This window comes from Paenibacillus donghaensis, from assembly GCF_002192415.1.
GTDB lineage: Bacteria > Bacillota > Bacilli > Paenibacillales > Paenibacillaceae > Paenibacillus_AQ > Paenibacillus_AQ donghaensis.
In genome coordinates this window covers 7,531,080-7,548,018 of record NZ_CP021780.1, presented here as the reverse complement: position 1 = coordinate 7,548,018, position 16,939 = coordinate 7,531,080, and the positions used below count along the sequence as shown (strand labels likewise).

Sequence of the window (16,939 nt, the reverse complement as noted above, 5' to 3'; positions counted from 1 at the left end):
CGCTAGGACTTCTTATTCCGCAGATCCTGCATAATCCGGCGTCCGGTAGGCGTCTGAGCTAATCCCCCGCCTGCGGTCTCGCGGTGTTTCTCCGGCATCGCCGAACCTACCTCCAGCATGACCTTGATCACTTCATCGGACGGAATAACGCTTCTCACCCCAGCCAGCGCCATATCGGCAGCAGCCAGCGCGGTCACTGCGCCGAAGCCGTTGCGGACGATGCAAGGAATCTCCACAAGACCGCCAACCGGGTCGCAGATTAATCCGAGAGTGTTCTTAAGCGCCAGACCTACGGCATGAACGGCCTGAGCCGGTGTTCCACCGCGCAGCTCGGTCAAGGCTCCTGCTGCCATGCCAATGGCTGAGCCAACCTCTGCCTGGCAGCCGCCCTCCGCACCGGACACAAAGGAATTGTTGGCAATGACGTAACCGATGGCCCCGGCCGCGAACAGCCCGGACACCATGTAGTCGTCAGCCCAGCCAAACCGCTCCTGGCAGCTAAGGAAGACCCCGGGAATAATGCCGCAGGAGCCGGCTGTAGGTGTAGCGATAATGCGTCCCATGGAGGCGTTCACTTCAGAGACAGCCAGCGCATACGCCATAGCTTGGCCCGCCGGGCCGCCCAGACAAGGCTCGGCTGACGTATTATAGGCACCTACCCGCTGTGCATCCAGCCCGGTCAGCCCGCTACGTGAGGTGGTATCCTCATTCATGCCGCGGTGGACCGCTTCTTTCATTACGCCATAATATTCGCGCATAGTGGCAAATTCCTGCGCTGCAGACCGTCCGGATTCTGCACTCTGCTCCTCCAGCATCAAAGCCCCAATGCCCAGGCCGCGTTCTTCACATAGTACAGCCAGCTGGCTTAATGTTTGAAAATTCATGGTGTATTTCCCTTTCCCTTCTCCGCTTGCTTGCTATCGTTCAGATTCACCAGCTTGACCGAGGTCACAGCCGGCAGAGCTGCCAGTTCCTCCAGCAGCTCGGGTGTAGCCGGTTCATCCAGCTCCAGCACAGTCAGTGCCGATCCGCTGCGGTTCTTGCGGTCCAGCGACATATGCCCGATATTGAAAGCTCCACTGCGCATGACATCCGTTACGCTCGCCAGCACACCGAGATAATCCATATGGCGGATTAGAACAGTCGGATACATGCCGGTAAGCTTCACTGCAAAGCCGTCGATATCTACAATCTCAATATTGCCGCCGCCGATGGAAATTCCCGTCAGTGTCAGACGGCTGCCTTCTTCCCGGCCGTCCAACTGCAGGCGGACCGTATTGGGATGAGGGAATAGTCCGCTGCCCTGGCGGAAGGAAATCTCCATCCCGGCTTCAGCCGCCAGCTCCAAAGAGTCAGGCAGCCGGTGATCATCGGTGGCATAATCCAGCAGTCCTCCGATGATCGCCCGGTCTGTTCCGTGTCCCTGGTAAGTGGCCGCAAACGAGCCAAAGAAGGTCACCTCCGCAGCAAGCGGCAGTTCTCCCAGCACTTGCCGGGCCGCCCTGCCAATGCGAGCCGCTCCCGCTGTATGTGAGCTTGAAGGCCCGACCATTGCCGGGCCTATAATAGAGAAAACATCTTTAAAACGCACCACCACTCACCCGCTTTCTAAACTGGGACCGCAACGCTGTTCCCCGGTCCGTCTTCTGTATTATACTGCACCCGCAGCTATAACTCACCACATTGGCAGCATCTGCCGCCTCTATGTATTCACTTCTATGTACTACACTTCTACACCTTTGCTTCTATGTATTTCAGGTATCGTGAGAATAGAGGACAATGGAATCTCTGTACTGCCAGCCAAGCTTCTCCCAGAACGTACGCCCCAGCTTATTGTCCCCAATCACCATCAGATGGCACTTCGTTATGCCGGCCTTTCTCAGCTGCTTCAGACATCTGGCCACCAGCTCACGGCCCACGCCAAACCCCCGGGATTCTCCGCTGACCGCAACATGATAGAGATAACCTCTGCGCCCATCATGACCGCACATGGCCGTGCCTGCTATTCTGCCGTCCTCATATTCACACAGCTGGCTGAAGCCTTGGTTCCGCTCCAGGTAACGGCTGATTTCAATTCTTGAATCGGCATCGCTTAGTGCCATCCCTGTCGTATGACTCCATAACTGGTAGACCGCATCATAATCCTCTACCAACATCTCTCTGTAATTCAACACGCTTCCTCCTCCGAATAGGCCCTTGCTTAATAAGCCGAGAGCGCTCGTTGGTCCTCCGGACTACCTTCTGTATTATACTCCACCCGCAGTCATTCATCACCGTGACATCCACTGTCACATCGGACAGCGACTTTCATTCCCGGCGGTGTGGGCACCCTTTTCTGGGCGGATGCATAGAAATATACGGAGAGCCAGCAGCAAGGAGGAATGCCAGGGAATGAACCCCACTTATCCCTATTACAGCCAACAAACCGTATGTACTGAACAGCCGGTAGCTTTTCCCCTGCAGCATCAGGAACGCCAGCCTGGTCTGGAGAGCCTGATGAATCCGCTGCCGATCAGTGAAGATAAGCAGCTGTGCGGCAGCGGCAGACTGAACAGCAAGGTCGCGCTCATTACCGGCGGAGACAGCGGTATTGGCAAGGCGGCTGCCATCGCTTTTGCCAAGGAAGGCGCAGACGTTGCGATCGCTTATTTATATGAAGACTCGGATGCTGAAGTAACGCAGCGCAGAATCGAAGAGCTGGGACAGCGTTGTCTGAGGATCGAAACGGATCTGCGCTACAAGGCCAATTGTACCCTAGCTGTAGAGCATACCGTCCGCACCTTCGGCAAGCTGGATATACTGGTCAACAACCATGGCGTACAGTATCCCCAGGACAGTATTCTGGATATTTCGGAGGAGCAGCTGTACCAGACGTTTCAGACGAATATTTTCCCATTCTTCTATCTGACCCAGGCTGCGCTTCCGCATCTGTGCCAAGGCTCCGCCATTATCAACACCGCCTCCATTACCGCCTATGCCGGCAGGAAGGATCTGATCGATTATTCCTCTACCAAAGGCGCCATCGTCAGCTTCACCCGATCCCTGGCCCTGTCGTTGGCCGATCAGGGCATCCGTGTGAACAGTGTAGCCCCCGGTCCGGTCTGGACCCCGCTGATTCCGTCGAGCTTCTCCGCTGAGCAGGTCAGCGTTTTCGGCACAGAAACTCCGTTTAAGCGGGCTGCCCAGCCCTATGAGCTGGCCGGTGCCTACCTCTATCTGGCCGGACCGGACTCCACCTATGTTACCGGCACGTGTATTCATGTTAACGGAGGGGACATGGTCACCAGCTAAAACGGTGCGGATATCCGCCATCGCTTAGCCCGACAAGCTGCACGACTCTCCATGAAAGGAAGCGAAACTATGAATAAACTCCATAACTATGACATTCCTCCGGTTCCGTCTGTCCGCCTGACCGCCGGTCTCTACGCACTGGGCAAGCTGGCCAGTGCAGGTCTGACCTTCGTGCTGCTGTCCCTGCTGATGCTATTCTTCCCCCAGCAGGGAGGAATACCCGAGGGCTGGCCGATTTCCGTACCTTATGCCATTTATGCCTACGGCCTGCCTGCTGCCCTGGTGGCCGACGCGCTGCTGCGCGTGCTTCGTTCCGGCTCCCACCTGCTCGCCTGGCCCATCTTCGCGGCTGCCGGCTTCGGCGCAGGCGTCTGGCTGGCCGCAGAGCAAGGAGCCGAGATGCTGCCCTGGGGTCTCGGCGGCATTGCCGGCCTGCTGTTGTTCCGGGCGGCTCAGCTGTTCGTTGAACGGTATCCGCTGATGATGCCTGTGTTCGCCCTGTTCATCCCGCTGCTCTGTCTGCTGCTGCTGTAGCAGCCGCTTCAGAGCGCCTCAATGATATCTCCGGCGATCAGTGACGCCGGATTCCCCCGCTCACAGGCTGCCTTCTCTCCTGCCTCTCCGTGCAGGTATACACCGAAGGCTGCCGCCTGTGCGGCATTCAGCCCCTGGGCCAGCAGGCCGCTGATCACACCTGTCAGCACATCGCCCGCACCGCCGGTCCCCATGCCGGGATGCCCTGTGGTGTTTACATAAGCTTGGCCTTCAGAGGTGGCGATGACGGTATGCGCCCCCTTGAGCACAAGGGTAACCTGATGCTCCGCAGCATAGGCCAGCGCGAGGCCGATTCGGTCAGCCTGCACCTCGGCGGTAGACCGTCCGGCCAGCCGGGCCATCTCTCCCGGATGCGGCGTAAGGATGACCGGATGCTTCCGCTGCGCCCAGCCGCTGTAATCGGCCTCAGCCAGGATATTCAGCGCATCCGCATCCAATACCAGCGGACAAGCCGTGCCCTCCCACAACCGGCGCAACCACTCTGTATCCCCGGCAAACCGGCCCAGTCCCGGCCCGATGGCGAGCACATCCCGCTGCCCGCTTAAGCGCAGCAGCTCATCAGCGGTGGCGGCGTTCCAGACGCCGGCCCCGCCATCCTCGGCAGGGGCCAGCATCAGCTCCGGCGCGGCTCCGGCAACATACGGCAGCAGCTGCTGCGGCAGCGCCCAGGTCACGAGGCCGGCCCCGGCTCGCAGCGCGGCCCGGGCCGACAGCAGCCCGGCGCCGCTCATGCGCAGCGTTCCGCCGGCCAGCAGCACATGGCCGTAGGTGCCTTTGTGCCCTTCGGGCGAGCGGCGGCGCGTCACATCCACACCAAGCCGCTGCTGCAGCACTTCCGGTGTCAGCAGGTGAGCGGACACGCCGTCTTCTTCCCCGGCCAGGGAAGACGGGATGCCGATCGAGCGGACCACCACCCGCCCCGCCGCAGCCGCGCCGGGGTACTGCACCAGGCCGCGCTTAAGCAGCGCGAGGCAGACCGTGACTGACGCCTGAATGCATGGCTCATGCGTCGCCCCGGTGTCCGCATCCAGCCCGCTGGGGATGTCCGCGGACACAATGGCTTTGCCGCTGCGGTTGGCTGCGGCAATCAGCTCCGCATAGGCGCCGCGCGGGGCACCCGCGGCGCCGGTGCCGAGCAGCGCATCCACGATGCCGCTGCCTTCGGCCAGGTCAAGCCGGTCCCGCCCGTACTGGAGGGCGGGCAGGCCCAAGGCTGCAGCAGCGTCGCGCTGCAGGGCGGCCACGCCGGTCAGCGACTCCGGCGGCACTGCATACACCAGCGTGGCGGCGATGCCCGCCTCGCGGAGGTGCCTGGCGGCGGCGAGGCCGTCGCCGCCGTTGTTGCCTTTGCCGACGAGGATGAACCATCGCTCGGCGTCGGCATGCGCAAGCGTCAGCGCGTTGTCGCCGCTGACCTGGAAGCCCGCGCGCTCGCCATGCGCGCGGGCCGTCTCCGCAGCGGCAGCATCCCCGCTGACGCCATTGCCTCCATTGCCGCCGCTGCTACTGCAATTGCTGCTGCCGTTGCCTCCATTGCCTCTATTGCCGCCGCTGCTACTGCAATTGCTGCTGCCGTTGCCTCCGCTGCCTCCATTGCCGCCGCTGCTACTGCAATTGCTGCTGCCGTTGCCTCCATTGCCTCCATTGCCGCCGCTGCTACTGCAATTGCTGCTGCCGTTGCCTCCATTGCCTCCATTGCCGCCGCTGCTACTGCAATTGCTGCTGCCGTTGCTGCTGCCATCGGCTCCGCCACCGCTGCCGCCGTCACCTCCGCTGCTTCCGCCATTACTCCAGCGATTGCCGCGGTCCCTTCCACCGCCGGGTCCCCGCCGCCGGCACAGTGCAACCACCTCCTCGGCGATGGCTCGGCCGGCATTCTCCATCAGCGCCACCGCCGGAATGCCCAGCTCCTCTATCGTCCGGCGGTCCAATTCCCGCATTTGCTCTGCAGTAACGAGATACATTGCTCCAGCCCCTTTCGAGTATACCGATTTTGCTCTGCTCTAATATTCATGCTCAAGGCTTATACATATTCCTACGAATATACATCTTTTCCAGCACCGAGGTCACTCCCCGCTCAAATTCCTGCAAATATACATCCTTTGGGAGCATAATCGTCTGTTAGAGTAATATCTGCTGTGAATACCTGCACATTCGCAGGCATTGGGCTGATTTCCGCGTAAATGCTCAAAAAACCTGCATTTTCGCAGGTATCTTCGTCGCTACTAGTATTTTGGAGGCTGGGTTGCCGAAGGGCCGGCTGCACTGCATACCCTCCCGCTCCACTTAACCAAGTTCGCCTCAGTAAGCCACAGTGAACCGCTCGCGGCTGTAATTGCCCTCCTCCAGCTCATCAATAACCGCCACCGCGAAATCCTCGATGCTGATCCCGCTGCGGCCGTCCTCGTCCACAATCAGCCGGTCCAGCCCAATCCGGAACTGGCCGGTGCGGCGGCCCGGATGAATAAATGCAGGAGGACTGATCACGGTATAATCCAGCTGCGATTTGCTGTAAGTTGCGTAAGCCTCCGCATGTGCCTCCGCCAGCGGCTTCAGCGTCTGCGGGAAATCCGCCGTGTCCATCAGCAGCTCGCCCGATTCCGTCTTCAGGCTGCCCGCGCCGCCAACCACCAGCAGCCTTGCCAGTCCCGCTTCCTGCAGCCCTTGCACCAGCGAATTCGCAGCAGTGAGCAGATCCTGCTCCCGGCCGCTAGGCGGTCCGAAAGCGCTGATAACCTCCTCATGCCCCCGGACCACAGCGGCAACCGAAGCCGGGTCCAGAATATCCACCGCCACTGTAGCCAGTCGTTCATGCGTTGCTGTTATCGCCTGCGGATTGCGCACCGCTGCGGTCACCTGATGTTTTCTTTTGAGCGCCTCCTGCACGATTGCATGTCCAATTCTGCCTGTTGCTCCTATAACTACAACATCCATTGTATAATCCCCGCTTTCTATAATAAGGCTGCAGAGCAGCCCTCATCTCTAATTTATCCCATCAGCAGAATTCAAAACACGCCGGGGCAGGAACATCCCCTGCGAAGCAGGCATTACCGGCTCGAAACCGAATTTCGCATACAGCCTCGCCGCATCCCCGTCAGCAATCAGGCTGATATAAGAGGGGTGCGGCACCGTATCCAGATATGCCCTGATTTCACGAACAATAACCGTTCCCAGACCGCGGCCCTGACAGGAGGGCTTCACCGCAATATCTGTCACTTGAAAAAAACAGCCCCCATCTCCAATCACACGCCCCATGCCGATCAGTTGTCCCGTTTCGTACAGCGTCACGGCAAAACAAGAGCGCGGCAGGCCCACGTCAGCCCCTTCCGCACTCATCTCACTAAGCCCGGCCTCACGACGCAGTGTCAAATACTGTTCCACCGTTGGCAGCTCATGGCGAACATCCAAGCTTGTCTCCATCTGTAGCTCCAGCCTTTCCGGGTCTCTGTTCCCTATATACTTGTTACTCTTACCAATATATACGAGTGTCCGGCAGACAACAAGGCAGCCAGGCTGCACATTTCCGCAAGGCAGATTGAAACGTATTCCCCTGCTGCACGTAGAAGAAATCAGACCCACGCAATAAACGGCCACAGCGTTTTTATACTTGAATGGTTAGACAAACTGTGGAATAGTATGCTTAACCTATAACTCCAAAAGGCTGGTGATTACATGTCTCCACTCGGTAAATTGTTAAAATGGGGCACCTTTGCGTACGAGGCTTTTCTTGCGCTTCCCTTCATTGGCGGAGCATTTGTCGTAGCTAACGCCTGGACTCCGCTGGGCATTGCTTTCCTGCTCCATGCCTTCGCTGTTATCGTATTATTGAAGGAGCGGGGACCATTCCTTGGCAATGCGCTTGGCATCGTAACCTCCGTTGTGGCGCTGATTCCTTTCGTGGGCTGGATTATGCACGGCATTACCGCCCTTGTACTGCTGATTGAAGGCATCTCCCGCTCTCGGCAAACCCCGCGCTATTAATCGTTCCATTCCTATGGCTGCATCACAAACAAGCCGGCTCCCCTTAGGGAGCCGGCTTGTTTGTGTATATTCTTATCCTCGGCCCGCAGAACGGGAATCAGTCCGCCGGTTTCCGGTTTCTCCACTATAACGTGCGGTCGTATTGGCATTCGCGCTGCCGTTCTCGAACCGTTTGCGTTCCGTACGCTCCATCTGGACAATCTGTCCTTCATGCACCACGATCTGCAGTGAGCCAAATTCCATATTGTCCAGCAGATCCGCGATCCGTGCCAGCCATACCTCATCCACCTTCAGCGGTTTAGCCATTCTCCAGCCTCCCTTTCCCCCAACCGGGAAATCCATATCCCAAAACCCCAATATCCAACCTGTATACTCAGGATTAACTTAGCATGGATGCAAAAGTAAAGTCAATACACATTTTTACGCGACAGCCAGCCTTTGATCAGCATGGTGAACAGAGCCAGCAGCAGCAGCAGCGAAGAGACGGCAAAAGACGCCGAAAATTGATATTCGTTATACAGAATCTCCACATGCAGCGGAAGCGTGTTGGTCTCTCCCCGGATATGGCCCGACACGACAGACACTGCGCCGAATTCTCCCATCGCCCTAGCGTTGCAGAGAATAATGCCGTACAACAGCCCCCACTTGATATTGGGCAATGTCACTCTGAAGAAAATCTGCCACCCGCGTGCCCCAAGTGTAATCGCCGCTTCCTCCTCCTCCGTGCCCTGGTCCTCCATCAGCGGGATCAACTCACGCGCTACAAAGGGAAAGGTTACGAACAGCGTGGCCAGGATAATGCCCGGTAGCGCGAACACGATTTTGATGTCATGAGCGCTCAGCCAAGGTCCGAACCAGCCGTTCGCCCCAAAAACAAGCACAAAGATCAGACCGCCGATAACCGGCGAGACTGCAAAGGGCAGATCAATCAGCGTGATTAGCCAGCCTTTGCCCCGAAAGCGGAATTTCGTCACTGCCCAGGCCGCTGTCACGCCAAAAATCGTATTCAGCGGAACGGTCACCAGCGCCACTAGCAGAGTCAGACGCAGCGCGGAGCGCGCATCCGGGTCAGTCAGTGCCGCAAGGTAGACGTCGAAACCTTTCTTGAGCGCCTCGGTCAGCACAATAACCAGCGGCAGCGCAATGAGCCACAGCAGCACGAGCCCGGCTGCCCCGACCAGTATCCACTGCACCGCCTTGGACTCGCTGGTTGCCGGGGTGACCCCGCCATTGCGGGGCCGCTGCGGAGTAAGGGGAAGGGTGCCCGCCATGATTTGTCCTCCTCAAATTTTTGTGAGCATTGCATCACTCGAATTCTCTTCGTACAAAAATACTTCGAAAGCATACGCTTAGTTTTGTCAGCATTACTTCTCACGATTAGACTTCGTACAAAACTCACTTCGAAAGCATACGCTTAGTTTTGTGAGCATTACTTCTCACGATTAGACTTCGTACAAAACTTACTTCGAAAGCATACGCTTAGTTTTGTGAGCATTGCATCACTCGAATTCTCTTCGTACAAAACTTACTTCGAAAGCATACGCTTAGTTTTGTGAGCATTGCATCACTCGAATTCTCTTCGTACAAAACTTACTTCGAAAGCATGTTACCACTTAAGCCACAGCGAGGATTTGAGATGTTACTCCAGAACGTTCAGCACAAATAGATGCGAAAGTGCAACTAATTTCAGCTGAAACCTCTGTCTGGAGGCAATTAAGTGCAATATTGCAACTAATTTGGAGTAAATCAATTACACTACGCTCAAAACTCCGAATTAAGTGCCTTTTTGCAACTATTTCCTTCAAAACGGGAAGAATCTGTTAATTAGATGCGTATTTGCAACTAATTCCAAGGCTCCGGCCTATTCTACAGAGGCCAAAAGCAGTAACGAAAACATACGCTTAAGTTTGTGAGCTATGCTTCTTTACTGCCGTCCCTTTTACCGCGAGGTCTTCCGCGCCCAGCGCTGCAGGGAGTTGATCACCAGCAGCATCAGGAACGAGATCAGCAGCAGAATCAGCGCTACCGCCGTAGCTCCGGCATAATCGTATTGCTCCAGCTTGGACATAATCAGCAGCGGAGCAATTTCGGTACGCATCGGCATATTGCCGGAGATGAAGACCACGGAGCCGAACTCGCCGATTCCACGGGCAAAAGCGAGCGCAAACCCGGTCAGCAGCGGCGGAATCAGCTCCGGCAGCACCACCGAGCGGAAGGTGCGCCAGCGTCCGGCTCCCAGCGTAGCCGAAGCCTCCTCTAGCTCCCGGCTCATATCCTCCAGCACCGGCTGGACCGTCCGTACGACAAACGGAATACCGATAAACATCAAGGCCAGCGTGATGCCGAGCGGCGTGAACGCTACCTTCAGCCCCAGCGGTGCAAGCCAGGAGCCGATCCAGCCGTTCGGAGCATACAGCGCGGTTAAGGAGACCCCGGCTACCGCTGTCGGCAGCGCAAAGGGCAGATCGATCAGCGCATCGAACAATCTTTTGCCGGGAAACTCGTAACGTACCAGCACCCAGGCCAGCAGCAGCCCGAGCACTGCATCCGCCAGCGCCGCCGCAGCGGCCGTGGACAGGCTGACCCGGTAGGACGCCAACACACGCGGATCCGTCGCCACATCCCAGAATTTGACCCAGCTGAGTCCCGTTGAATTAAACAGCAGCGCCGACAGCGGAAGCAGCACCACAAGGCTGAGGTACAGCACACTGAGTCCCATCGTAAGCCCGAACCCGGGCAGCACCTTGCGCTTTGCCGCAGCAGCTATGGTCACACCCATCCCCTTCCCATCCTTTCCTGCCTTCGGCTGATGTGCCGATCAGCACCCTCGCGGGCAACACTCGAAATGAAATGGCTTGGGCCCCAGCGGCTATTAGCTGCCCGGAACATAAATTTTGTCAAATACCCCGCCATCATTAAAATGCTTCTCCTGCGTTTCCTTCCAGGTGCCGAATTTATCAGCCAGTGTAAACAGTTTGATCTCCGGGAACTGGTCCTTGAACTGCTCCTTCACACTGTCCAGCGTAGGACGGTAGTAATTCTCGGCAGCAATCTTCTGTCCTTCCTCGGAATATAGGTATTTAAGATAAGCTTCGGACACCTCGCGGGTGTCTCTTTTGTCCACAACCTTGTCGACTACCGCCACTGGAGGCTCAGCCAGAATGCTTTCGGATGGATTGATAATATCGAATTTGTCTGGTCCCAGCTCTTTTACCGACAGATAGGCTTCATTCTCCCAGGCAATCAGCACATCGCCGATTCCACGCTCCACAAAAGTAGTCGTCGATCCACGCGCACCCGTATCCAGCACAGGCACATTCTTGAACAACTTCTTGACGAACTCCTCCGCCTTGGCTTCGTCGTTATTATTCTGGTCCAGCGCGTAGCCCCAAGCGGCCAGGTAGTTCCAGCGGGCTCCGCCCGAGGTTTTGGGATTCGGTGTGATGACCTCCACGCCTTCCTTCAGCAGATCCGGCCAGTCCTTGATGCCCTTCGGGTTGCCCTTGCGGACCAGGAATACAATCGTTGAGGTGTAAGGTGAGCTGTTATGCTCGAATTTGGCTTGCCAGCCTTCATTAATGAGGCCTTTTTCCTGCAGGGCATCAATGTCATAGCCAAGCGCCAGGGTAACCACGTCCGCTTCCAGACCGTCCAGCACGGCACGGCTCTGCTTGCCTGATCCGCCATGGGACTGTTTAATCGTCACCTTCTGCCCGGTTTCCTGCTCCCAATAAGCAGCAAAAGCCTTGTTATAGCTCTCATAAAGCTCACGTGTAGGATCATAGGATACGTTCAGCAGCTCTACCGGCTCCTTGGATGGGGCCTTTGTTGCTTCGGCTGCAGCAGGTGTGCTTGTGGTGTTGGTTGCTGCGTCGGTTGCTGCCGCTGAATTATTTGTGTTGGTATTGTTCCCGCAAGCGGTAAGCCCTGCTGTCAACAACAGTGTGAAACCAGTAAGAAGACCTTTTCTAATCTTGTTCTTCAACTTGACCACTCCCCCATTGAATAAGATGATTATGCTGCAAAAAAAGAACAGAGGAACCCCCGGGATACGCCAAGTCAAACCGGTCCTAGGGACGCGTGTCTGCCAGCCTTCACGGGTGTTCCTCCGTTCGTACGGTAAGAACAACTATTTGATTATTCCTACCTCTTTAGTAGGTTATGGAATTATAATACTGAAGCTCGCTGCTGCTGTCAAACCTTTTTTTACTCCAAAAGAGGCTGTGGCGCGGACTTCCCCGATTTGAGCATACCCCTGGCTGTTTCGCCACATAGTGCACAGGTCACACATAACATCGCTGTAGCTTGGCACTTGTTCGTCACGCTGAATTTATGGGATTTATCCCTTACTTTTGCTCGCATGTGGCTCCACACGCTAATTTTATGGGATATATCCCTTATTTTCGTTCGCATGTGGCTCTGCACGCCGATTTTATGGGATTTATCCCTTACTTTCGCACGCATGTGGCTCCACGCACCGATTATATGGGATATATCCCTTATTTTCGCTCGCATGTGGCTCCACACGCTAATTTTATGGGATATATCCCTTATTTTCGTTCACATGTGGCTCAGTTCGGCACAGCACGCTACTTTATCAGACATGTTGCTTGGGAACTTGTTGGCGATGTGGCTAAGTGCTGCAATTTGTTTACTGCTTAAGCTTCAGGAAGATGGGAGAGCGGTATTTTTTGCTCAGAGGTACATCAGGAGTGTTGCCCAGATTCCATCACATTAATTAGATGCAAAAGTGCATTTAATGATCTGTTTTCGTCCGTTTTCGAGGAAATAGATGCAAAATGGGTTACTGCCTAGGATTCAGCCACGATTTAGAGTGTTGCCCTGGAACCTTCGGAGTAATTAGATGCGAAACTGCAACTAATCTCCGCCGAAACACCCATTATTAGGATAATAAGTGCATATCTGCAACTAAATTCGAGTAAAGCAAGCTTAGTACGCTCAAAATCCTAAATTAGGTGCGTTTTCGCACTTATTTCCTCCAACACAGAAAAAGACGGCTAAATAGATGCAGTTTCGCAACTAATTCTTTGGACTGGACCTATGAGACTATATAAGATGAACTTAAGAATGAAACGGTGGAGTTGTCAGAATGCCTGGTGCATAGGCTACCCGGACAACTCGAATATAACATTCTTAAGTTCACGTTCTATCTCATGGAACTGAATCTGAAGTGTTCTTATCCTACGGAGTCCTAAGTAGTAACCAGTTTAGCATCTATTTGCTCTCCAAGTTACAGTGTAATCTTGCACCACCCGATCAGCGGTGCCTCCCTGCAGCTCGGCAACAGCTTGCTGTTCCTGTAACAACCACTTGTCATTGCTGCTCTAAAGTAATATCATTGCTACATCTTAAGGACAAATTATAGGTCACGAAGAAATCACCGATACTCTCGGGGGAGACAACTATGGGCATGGACTTGGAGTATATGCCGGCGCCAGCGCCGTCACCGGCACCGGTTAGACCACGGCGTCACCGCCGGCTGCTGGGAGCCATGGGACGACGGATTAAAGCAACCTATCAATATGATACAGCCCTGTGGCGAACGGCGCTTGCCGGACCGTGGGTGCTTTGCTTTTTGGCTTTTACCGTAGCGGTACTGGGTATTCCCACCGGACTTGGCAGTCCGGCGGATATTATGCTTGCGGCGGCGGCAGGAACGCTGATTCTGGCAGTGTCGGGCAATCTGCTGGCCGGACTGCTGGCTCTGCTCGGGCTGCGGGTACCGCGGCTGTTCGTCGGCTGCCTGCTAAGCGACATCGGTGCCATTCTGCTAATTCTGTATTTCGCCGACTTTGAGCTGGGTGCAGCAGCAGTCATTGCTGCACTACTAGGAATCGCCGGCGGACTGGCCGGACTGGCCTTGGGCCTGCTGCGGAGCAGGCGATTCTCCCCTGCACTGCTACTGGCTGCAGTGCTGATTGCCTCCCCGCTTGCTGTAGCCAGCGGGGTGCAGCAGCCGGATGCGCCGCCGACCGCCGCAACGAACAGTCCCGAAGCTGCGCTTCTGGACGCGCCGAATCCGGCTGAGCCGGGGGACTACCGCTTCCGCAGCTTCACCTACGGCAGCGGCACCGATCAGCGCCGGAGCGAATATGGCGCAGACGCGGAGCTTGTCTCGGCATCAGCTGACGCCTCAGCGCTGATCAAGAAATGGCCGAAGCTGCGCACCTGGTTCTGGGGCTTCGACCAGTCTGCCCTGCCTGTGGGAGGCAGGGTCTGGATGCCTGAAGGCGAAGGCCCCTACCCGCTGGTGCTGATGGTACACGGCAACCATATGATGGAGGACTTCTCCGATGGGGGTTATGCCTACCTGGGCGAGCTGCTGGCGAGCCGGGGATTTATCGCGGTATCGCTGGATGAGAACTTTCTGAACTATTCGGCCTGGTCGGGTATTCCCGACAATGATTTTAAAGCGCGGACCTGGATCATCCTGAAGCATCTGGAGCAGCTGGCTGTCTACTCGGATACCCCCGGCAATCCGCTCTATCAGGCCATTGATTATGATCGGACCGCCCTACTAGGCCATAGCCGGGGGGGACAGGCGGTTGCGATGGCGGCAGATGCGGAGCGCTGGTTCAAGAATGATCCTGTGCTCACGGCAGCCAGCCGCTTCCGGATCTCGGCAGTCGTTGCCCTGGCCCCTACTGACAAGGTTATCGACAACCAGCAGGCCCAGCTGAAAGATGTCAGCTACCTGACGCTGCAAGGGGCAAGAGACGGGGATGTACATGACTTCTACGGAGACCGCCAGTATATCCGCTCCTCCTATTCCGGGGGTTCACCAGCCTTCCGAAGCTCACTCTACATTGCCGACGCCAATCACAGCCAATTCAACAGCGACTGGGGTTCTTATGACCAGTCGCTGCCCTCCGGCCTGTTCCTGAGCCGCAGCCGGATCATGGACGCCGGGGAGCAGCGGCAGATAGCCAAAGTGTATGTTTCTGCTTTTTTGGAAGCTACGCTGCAGGGCAAGAATGAATACAGCTCCATGTTCCGCGACTACCGTAGCGGGCTGCAGTGGCTGCCAGATACGCAGTATTTCAACCGTTATCAGGATGGCGGGTATCGTCCGATAGCCGGATTCGACGAGGACCGCAGCAAGACCACCATCCAGAATGGGACGGCCGAGGCCATTGGCGTTGCCTGGACAGAAGAGCTGGCGGTGGACCGTGAATCCTCAAGCAAAGCGACCCACGCTGTCCTCCTGGAGCGCACAGCTCCCCCGGAACGGGAAGCTTATTATAGCATCCAGCTGAAGCCTAATGTAATCACGGATGCAGCGCTGTCCGGGGCCGACGGTCTCAGCTTCTCTCTGGCGAATCACAACCTGATGCCGGACGCCGACAACGAAGAGGGCAGTACGAAGGAAAGCACCGAAGAAAACGCAGAAGCCTCCGCGCAGGAGCCGCCCATCCAGCCGTCGCCGCAGGTCGAGATTGAGCTGACCGACCGCAGCGATCTTGCGGTCCGTCTGCCGCTCAGCGAGGTAATGGAGGTACAACCGCTGCCGCAGACCCAGTTCACGATAAGCCCTTGGCTGGAGGAACGGATGGCGGACGGGAAATATGGCGACCCTTCCGAGGCTGTATTCCAGACCTACGAGCTACCGTTTGAACAATTTCTGCAGCTTGAACCGGAATTTGATCCGGAGCAGCTTAGCGAAATCACCTTCTATCTGGAAGGCGAGGACGACGCTATTATGCTGGATGATATCGGATTCTATGCAAGATGAAACGGCTTGGCCCCCTGAATAAACCCAACAACGCTCAGGTTTCTTGCCCTCATATCTAAGTTTAGGCCCTCTCCCTCGGCAGCGTATGCTCTGAAGGAGGGGGTCTTTTATCGATGGGTACTCCTTATTTGGCAGGATTACGAAAACCTACAGCGCTGTAATGCAGACCGGTGAAGCAAGCTCCAGCTCATTGCCAGTAGGAATCAGCCTGCCGCTATCCGGGTCAATGCTGAAGGAGATAATATTCCCGCTGTTCTGATTGGCGGCCAGCAGCATCCCCTTGATTATAGAGAAATTGCGCGGGGTCCGGCCTCCGGTACTCTGCCAATCCTCGGCTGTCAACAGCCCTGTTTCCTGATCGATCAGGAACAGAACAATGCTGTCATGGCCACGGTTGGAGGCATAGAGATAACGTCCACAAGGCGATACATGGATATCCGCGGCTGTATCATCGCTACCCGCGGTATAGTGCTCAGGAAGCGTAGAGATATGCTGCAGAACTTTGAGGTCTCCCGACTGCTCATTATTGGCAAAAACGGTAACCGTGCTGTTCAGCTCATTGACCAGATAGATCCACTGGCCTGCGGGATGCACAGCCAGATGGCGCGGGCCGGATTCTGGCGGAAGATTGATCTCACGGTGCGTCGTCAGCTTGCCCTCCTCCAGCCGATAAATCACTACCTGGTCGAGGCCCAGATCACAGACAAGCACATGTTCTCCTGTGCTGTCCGGGATGACGGAATGCGGATGCGGAGCCTCCTGGCGGTCCTCCCGTGTTCCCGAGCCTTCATGCCGGACCTGTGCAGACATTTCCCCAAGGGAGCCGTCCGCTTGGACCGGAAACACATTCACATTCGCTCCGGAATAATTGGAGACGAACAGGTAATCCTCCCGTGGGCTGATCGAAACATAACAGGGGGCAGCGCCATCCGTCGGGCGGCTTCCCAGCATCCTCAGCGCCTTGGTTCCAGGGTCAATGGCGTAGGCATACACCTGCCCCTCCTCCTGCTCGCTGACTGCATACAGCACACTTCCTTCACCATTCATGGCCAGATACGACGGATTCTCAATGCCCACTGTTCCATCCAGTATCCTCATTTCTCCTGAAGGAACCTTCAAGGCGCATAGCTGGATTCCCTTCTTGTCTTCCGGGCTGTAGGTTCCTGTATAGAACAATACTTCATCAGGATGTTGCATGTCGGTTGCTCCTTCGTATATGTATTGGCATTCTTCATTTGGACAAAAGTACAGCAAATACTTGTCTATATAAGATGAACTTAAGAATGGAGTAGTGGAGTTGTCAGAAATCCTGATTTATAGGGCTTCTTGGCAACTCCGTATGTAATATTCTTAAGTTCA

15 protein-coding genes are annotated in these 16,939 nt (G+C 56.1%); 4 read left to right on the top strand and 11 right to left on the bottom strand.

The genetic code is table 11. The features are described from left to right. Positions 1 to 2 precede the first annotated feature (2 nt). The 3 genes from sdaAA to B9T62_RS34180 all read right to left on the bottom strand — a co-directional run bounded on the left by sdaAA (position 3) and on the right by B9T62_RS34180 (position 2,174). A complete protein-coding gene (sdaAA, locus tag B9T62_RS34190; RefSeq protein ID WP_087919329.1) occupies positions 3 to 884 on the bottom strand; it encodes an L-serine ammonia-lyase, iron-sulfur-dependent, subunit alpha in 882 nt (293 codons plus the stop codon). Next, entirely contained in the window at positions 881 to 1,591 is a 711-nt protein-coding gene (gene sdaAB / locus B9T62_RS34185) for an L-serine ammonia-lyase, iron-sulfur-dependent subunit beta (RefSeq protein ID WP_087920537.1), read from the bottom strand. Before sdaAB ends, sdaAA begins: the two co-directional genes overlap by 4 nt. Positions 1,592 to 1,754: 163 nt before the next feature. Continuing rightward, entirely contained in the window at positions 1,755 to 2,174 is a 420-nt protein-coding gene (locus tag B9T62_RS34180) for a GNAT family N-acetyltransferase (RefSeq protein ID WP_245864207.1), read from the bottom strand. A gap of 217 nt (positions 2,175 to 2,391) precedes the next feature. Between B9T62_RS34180 and B9T62_RS34175 the strand changes: the two genes are divergently transcribed. Both B9T62_RS34175 and B9T62_RS34170 read left to right on the top strand, forming a co-directional pair. After that, on the top strand, positions 2,392 to 3,291 hold the full coding sequence (locus tag B9T62_RS34175; protein ID WP_087919327.1) for an SDR family oxidoreductase: 900 nt from the start codon (positions 2,392 to 2,394) through the stop codon (positions 3,289 to 3,291). Between the two features lie 69 nt (positions 3,292 to 3,360). Then, positions 3,361 to 3,825 carry a hypothetical protein gene (locus B9T62_RS34170; RefSeq protein WP_087919326.1) on the top strand — a complete coding sequence of 155 codons (465 nt, stop codon included), beginning with the start codon at positions 3,361 to 3,363 and terminating at the stop codon, positions 3,823 to 3,825. An 8-nt stretch (positions 3,826 to 3,833) separates the two neighbouring features. On the opposite strand, the gene B9T62_RS34165 is transcribed toward B9T62_RS34170, so the two are convergent. The 3 genes from B9T62_RS34165 to B9T62_RS34150 form a co-directional block, all read right to left on the bottom strand. Further along, the gene (locus tag B9T62_RS34165; protein WP_087919325.1) at positions 3,834 to 5,810 is read right to left on the bottom strand and encodes an NAD(P)H-hydrate dehydratase; all 1,977 of its coding nucleotides are present in this window, start codon (positions 5,808 to 5,810) and stop codon (positions 3,834 to 3,836) included. Between the two features lie 337 nt (positions 5,811 to 6,147). Then, on the bottom strand, positions 6,148 to 6,780 hold the full coding sequence (locus tag B9T62_RS34155; RefSeq protein ID WP_087919323.1) for an NAD(P)-dependent oxidoreductase: 633 nt from the start codon (positions 6,778 to 6,780) through the stop codon (positions 6,148 to 6,150). Positions 6,781 to 6,828: 48 nt separating this feature from the next. Next, complete coding sequence (locus tag B9T62_RS34150; RefSeq protein WP_087919322.1) at positions 6,829 to 7,266, bottom strand: GNAT family N-acetyltransferase; 438 nt, start codon at positions 7,264 to 7,266, stop codon at positions 6,829 to 6,831. Between the two features lie 252 nt (positions 7,267 to 7,518). Here B9T62_RS34150 and B9T62_RS34145 point away from each other — a divergent pair, with 252 nt between their 5' ends. Beyond that, a complete protein-coding gene (locus B9T62_RS34145; RefSeq protein ID WP_087919321.1) occupies positions 7,519 to 7,827 on the top strand; it encodes a hypothetical protein in 309 nt (102 codons plus the stop codon). 72 nt (positions 7,828 to 7,899) lie between these two features. Here B9T62_RS34145 and B9T62_RS34140 read toward each other — a convergent pair whose 3' ends face one another. The 4 genes from B9T62_RS34140 to B9T62_RS34125 form a co-directional block, all read right to left on the bottom strand. Then, positions 7,900 to 8,133 (bottom strand): YezD family protein, encoded by a 234-nt coding sequence (locus tag B9T62_RS34140; protein WP_087919320.1) that lies wholly within the window; start codon positions 8,131 to 8,133, stop codon positions 7,900 to 7,902. A gap of 101 nt (positions 8,134 to 8,234) precedes the next feature. Then, positions 8,235 to 9,098, bottom strand: a complete 864-nt coding sequence (cysW, locus tag B9T62_RS34135) for a sulfate ABC transporter permease subunit CysW (protein WP_087919319.1) — start codon at positions 9,096 to 9,098, stop codon at positions 8,235 to 8,237. Positions 9,099 to 9,766: 668 nt separating this feature from the next. Continuing rightward, complete coding sequence (cysT, locus tag B9T62_RS34130; RefSeq protein ID WP_087919318.1) at positions 9,767 to 10,606, bottom strand: sulfate ABC transporter permease subunit CysT; 840 nt, start codon at positions 10,604 to 10,606, stop codon at positions 9,767 to 9,769. A gap of 93 nt (positions 10,607 to 10,699) precedes the next feature. Next, positions 10,700 to 11,812: a sulfate ABC transporter substrate-binding protein gene (locus B9T62_RS34125; protein WP_087919317.1), complete on the bottom strand. Its 1,113-nt coding sequence runs from the start codon at positions 11,810 to 11,812 to the stop codon at positions 10,700 to 10,702. Positions 11,813 to 13,252: 1,440 nt separating this feature from the next. Between B9T62_RS34125 and B9T62_RS34115 the strand changes: the two genes are divergently transcribed. Next, entirely contained in the window at positions 13,253 to 15,580 is a 2,328-nt protein-coding gene (locus B9T62_RS34115) for an alpha/beta hydrolase family protein (RefSeq protein ID WP_087919315.1), read from the top strand. A gap of 147 nt (positions 15,581 to 15,727) precedes the next feature. On the opposite strand, the gene B9T62_RS34110 is transcribed toward B9T62_RS34115, so the two are convergent. After that, positions 15,728 to 16,777: a lactonase family protein gene (locus tag B9T62_RS34110; protein ID WP_087919314.1), complete on the bottom strand. Its 1,050-nt coding sequence runs from the start codon at positions 16,775 to 16,777 to the stop codon at positions 15,728 to 15,730. Positions 16,778 to 16,939 lie beyond the last annotated feature (162 nt).

Coding starts and splice junctions, on each gene's coding strand:
- B9T62_RS34145 (WP_087919321.1), top strand. CDS start 7,519: ATGTCTCCACTCGGTAAATTGTTAAAATGGGGCACCTTTGCGTACGAG.
- B9T62_RS34115 (WP_087919315.1), top strand. CDS start 13,253: ATGGGCATGGACTTGGAGTATATGCCGGCGCCAGCGCCGTCACCGGCA.
- B9T62_RS34155 (WP_087919323.1), bottom strand. CDS start 6,780: ATGGATGTTGTAGTTATAGGAGCAACAGGCAGAATTGGACATGCAATC.
- B9T62_RS34140 (WP_087919320.1), bottom strand. CDS start 8,133: ATGGCTAAACCGCTGAAGGTGGATGAGGTATGGCTGGCACGGATCGCG.
- sdaAA (WP_087919329.1), bottom strand. CDS start 884: ATGAATTTTCAAACATTAAGCCAGCTGGCTGTACTATGTGAAGAACGC.
- B9T62_RS34165 (WP_087919325.1), bottom strand. CDS start 5,810: ATGTATCTCGTTACTGCAGAGCAAATGCGGGAATTGGACCGCCGGACG.
- B9T62_RS34175 (WP_087919327.1), top strand. CDS start 2,392: ATGAACCCCACTTATCCCTATTACAGCCAACAAACCGTATGTACTGAA.
- cysT (WP_087919318.1), bottom strand. CDS start 10,606: ATGGGTGTGACCATAGCTGCTGCGGCAAAGCGCAAGGTGCTGCCCGGG.
- B9T62_RS34110 (WP_087919314.1), bottom strand. CDS start 16,777: ATGCAACATCCTGATGAAGTATTGTTCTATACAGGAACCTACAGCCCG.
- B9T62_RS34150 (WP_087919322.1), bottom strand. CDS start 7,266: ATGGAGACAAGCTTGGATGTTCGCCATGAGCTGCCAACGGTGGAACAG.
- cysW (WP_087919319.1), bottom strand. CDS start 9,098: ATGGCGGGCACCCTTCCCCTTACTCCGCAGCGGCCCCGCAATGGCGGG.
- B9T62_RS34170 (WP_087919326.1), top strand. CDS start 3,361: ATGAATAAACTCCATAACTATGACATTCCTCCGGTTCCGTCTGTCCGC.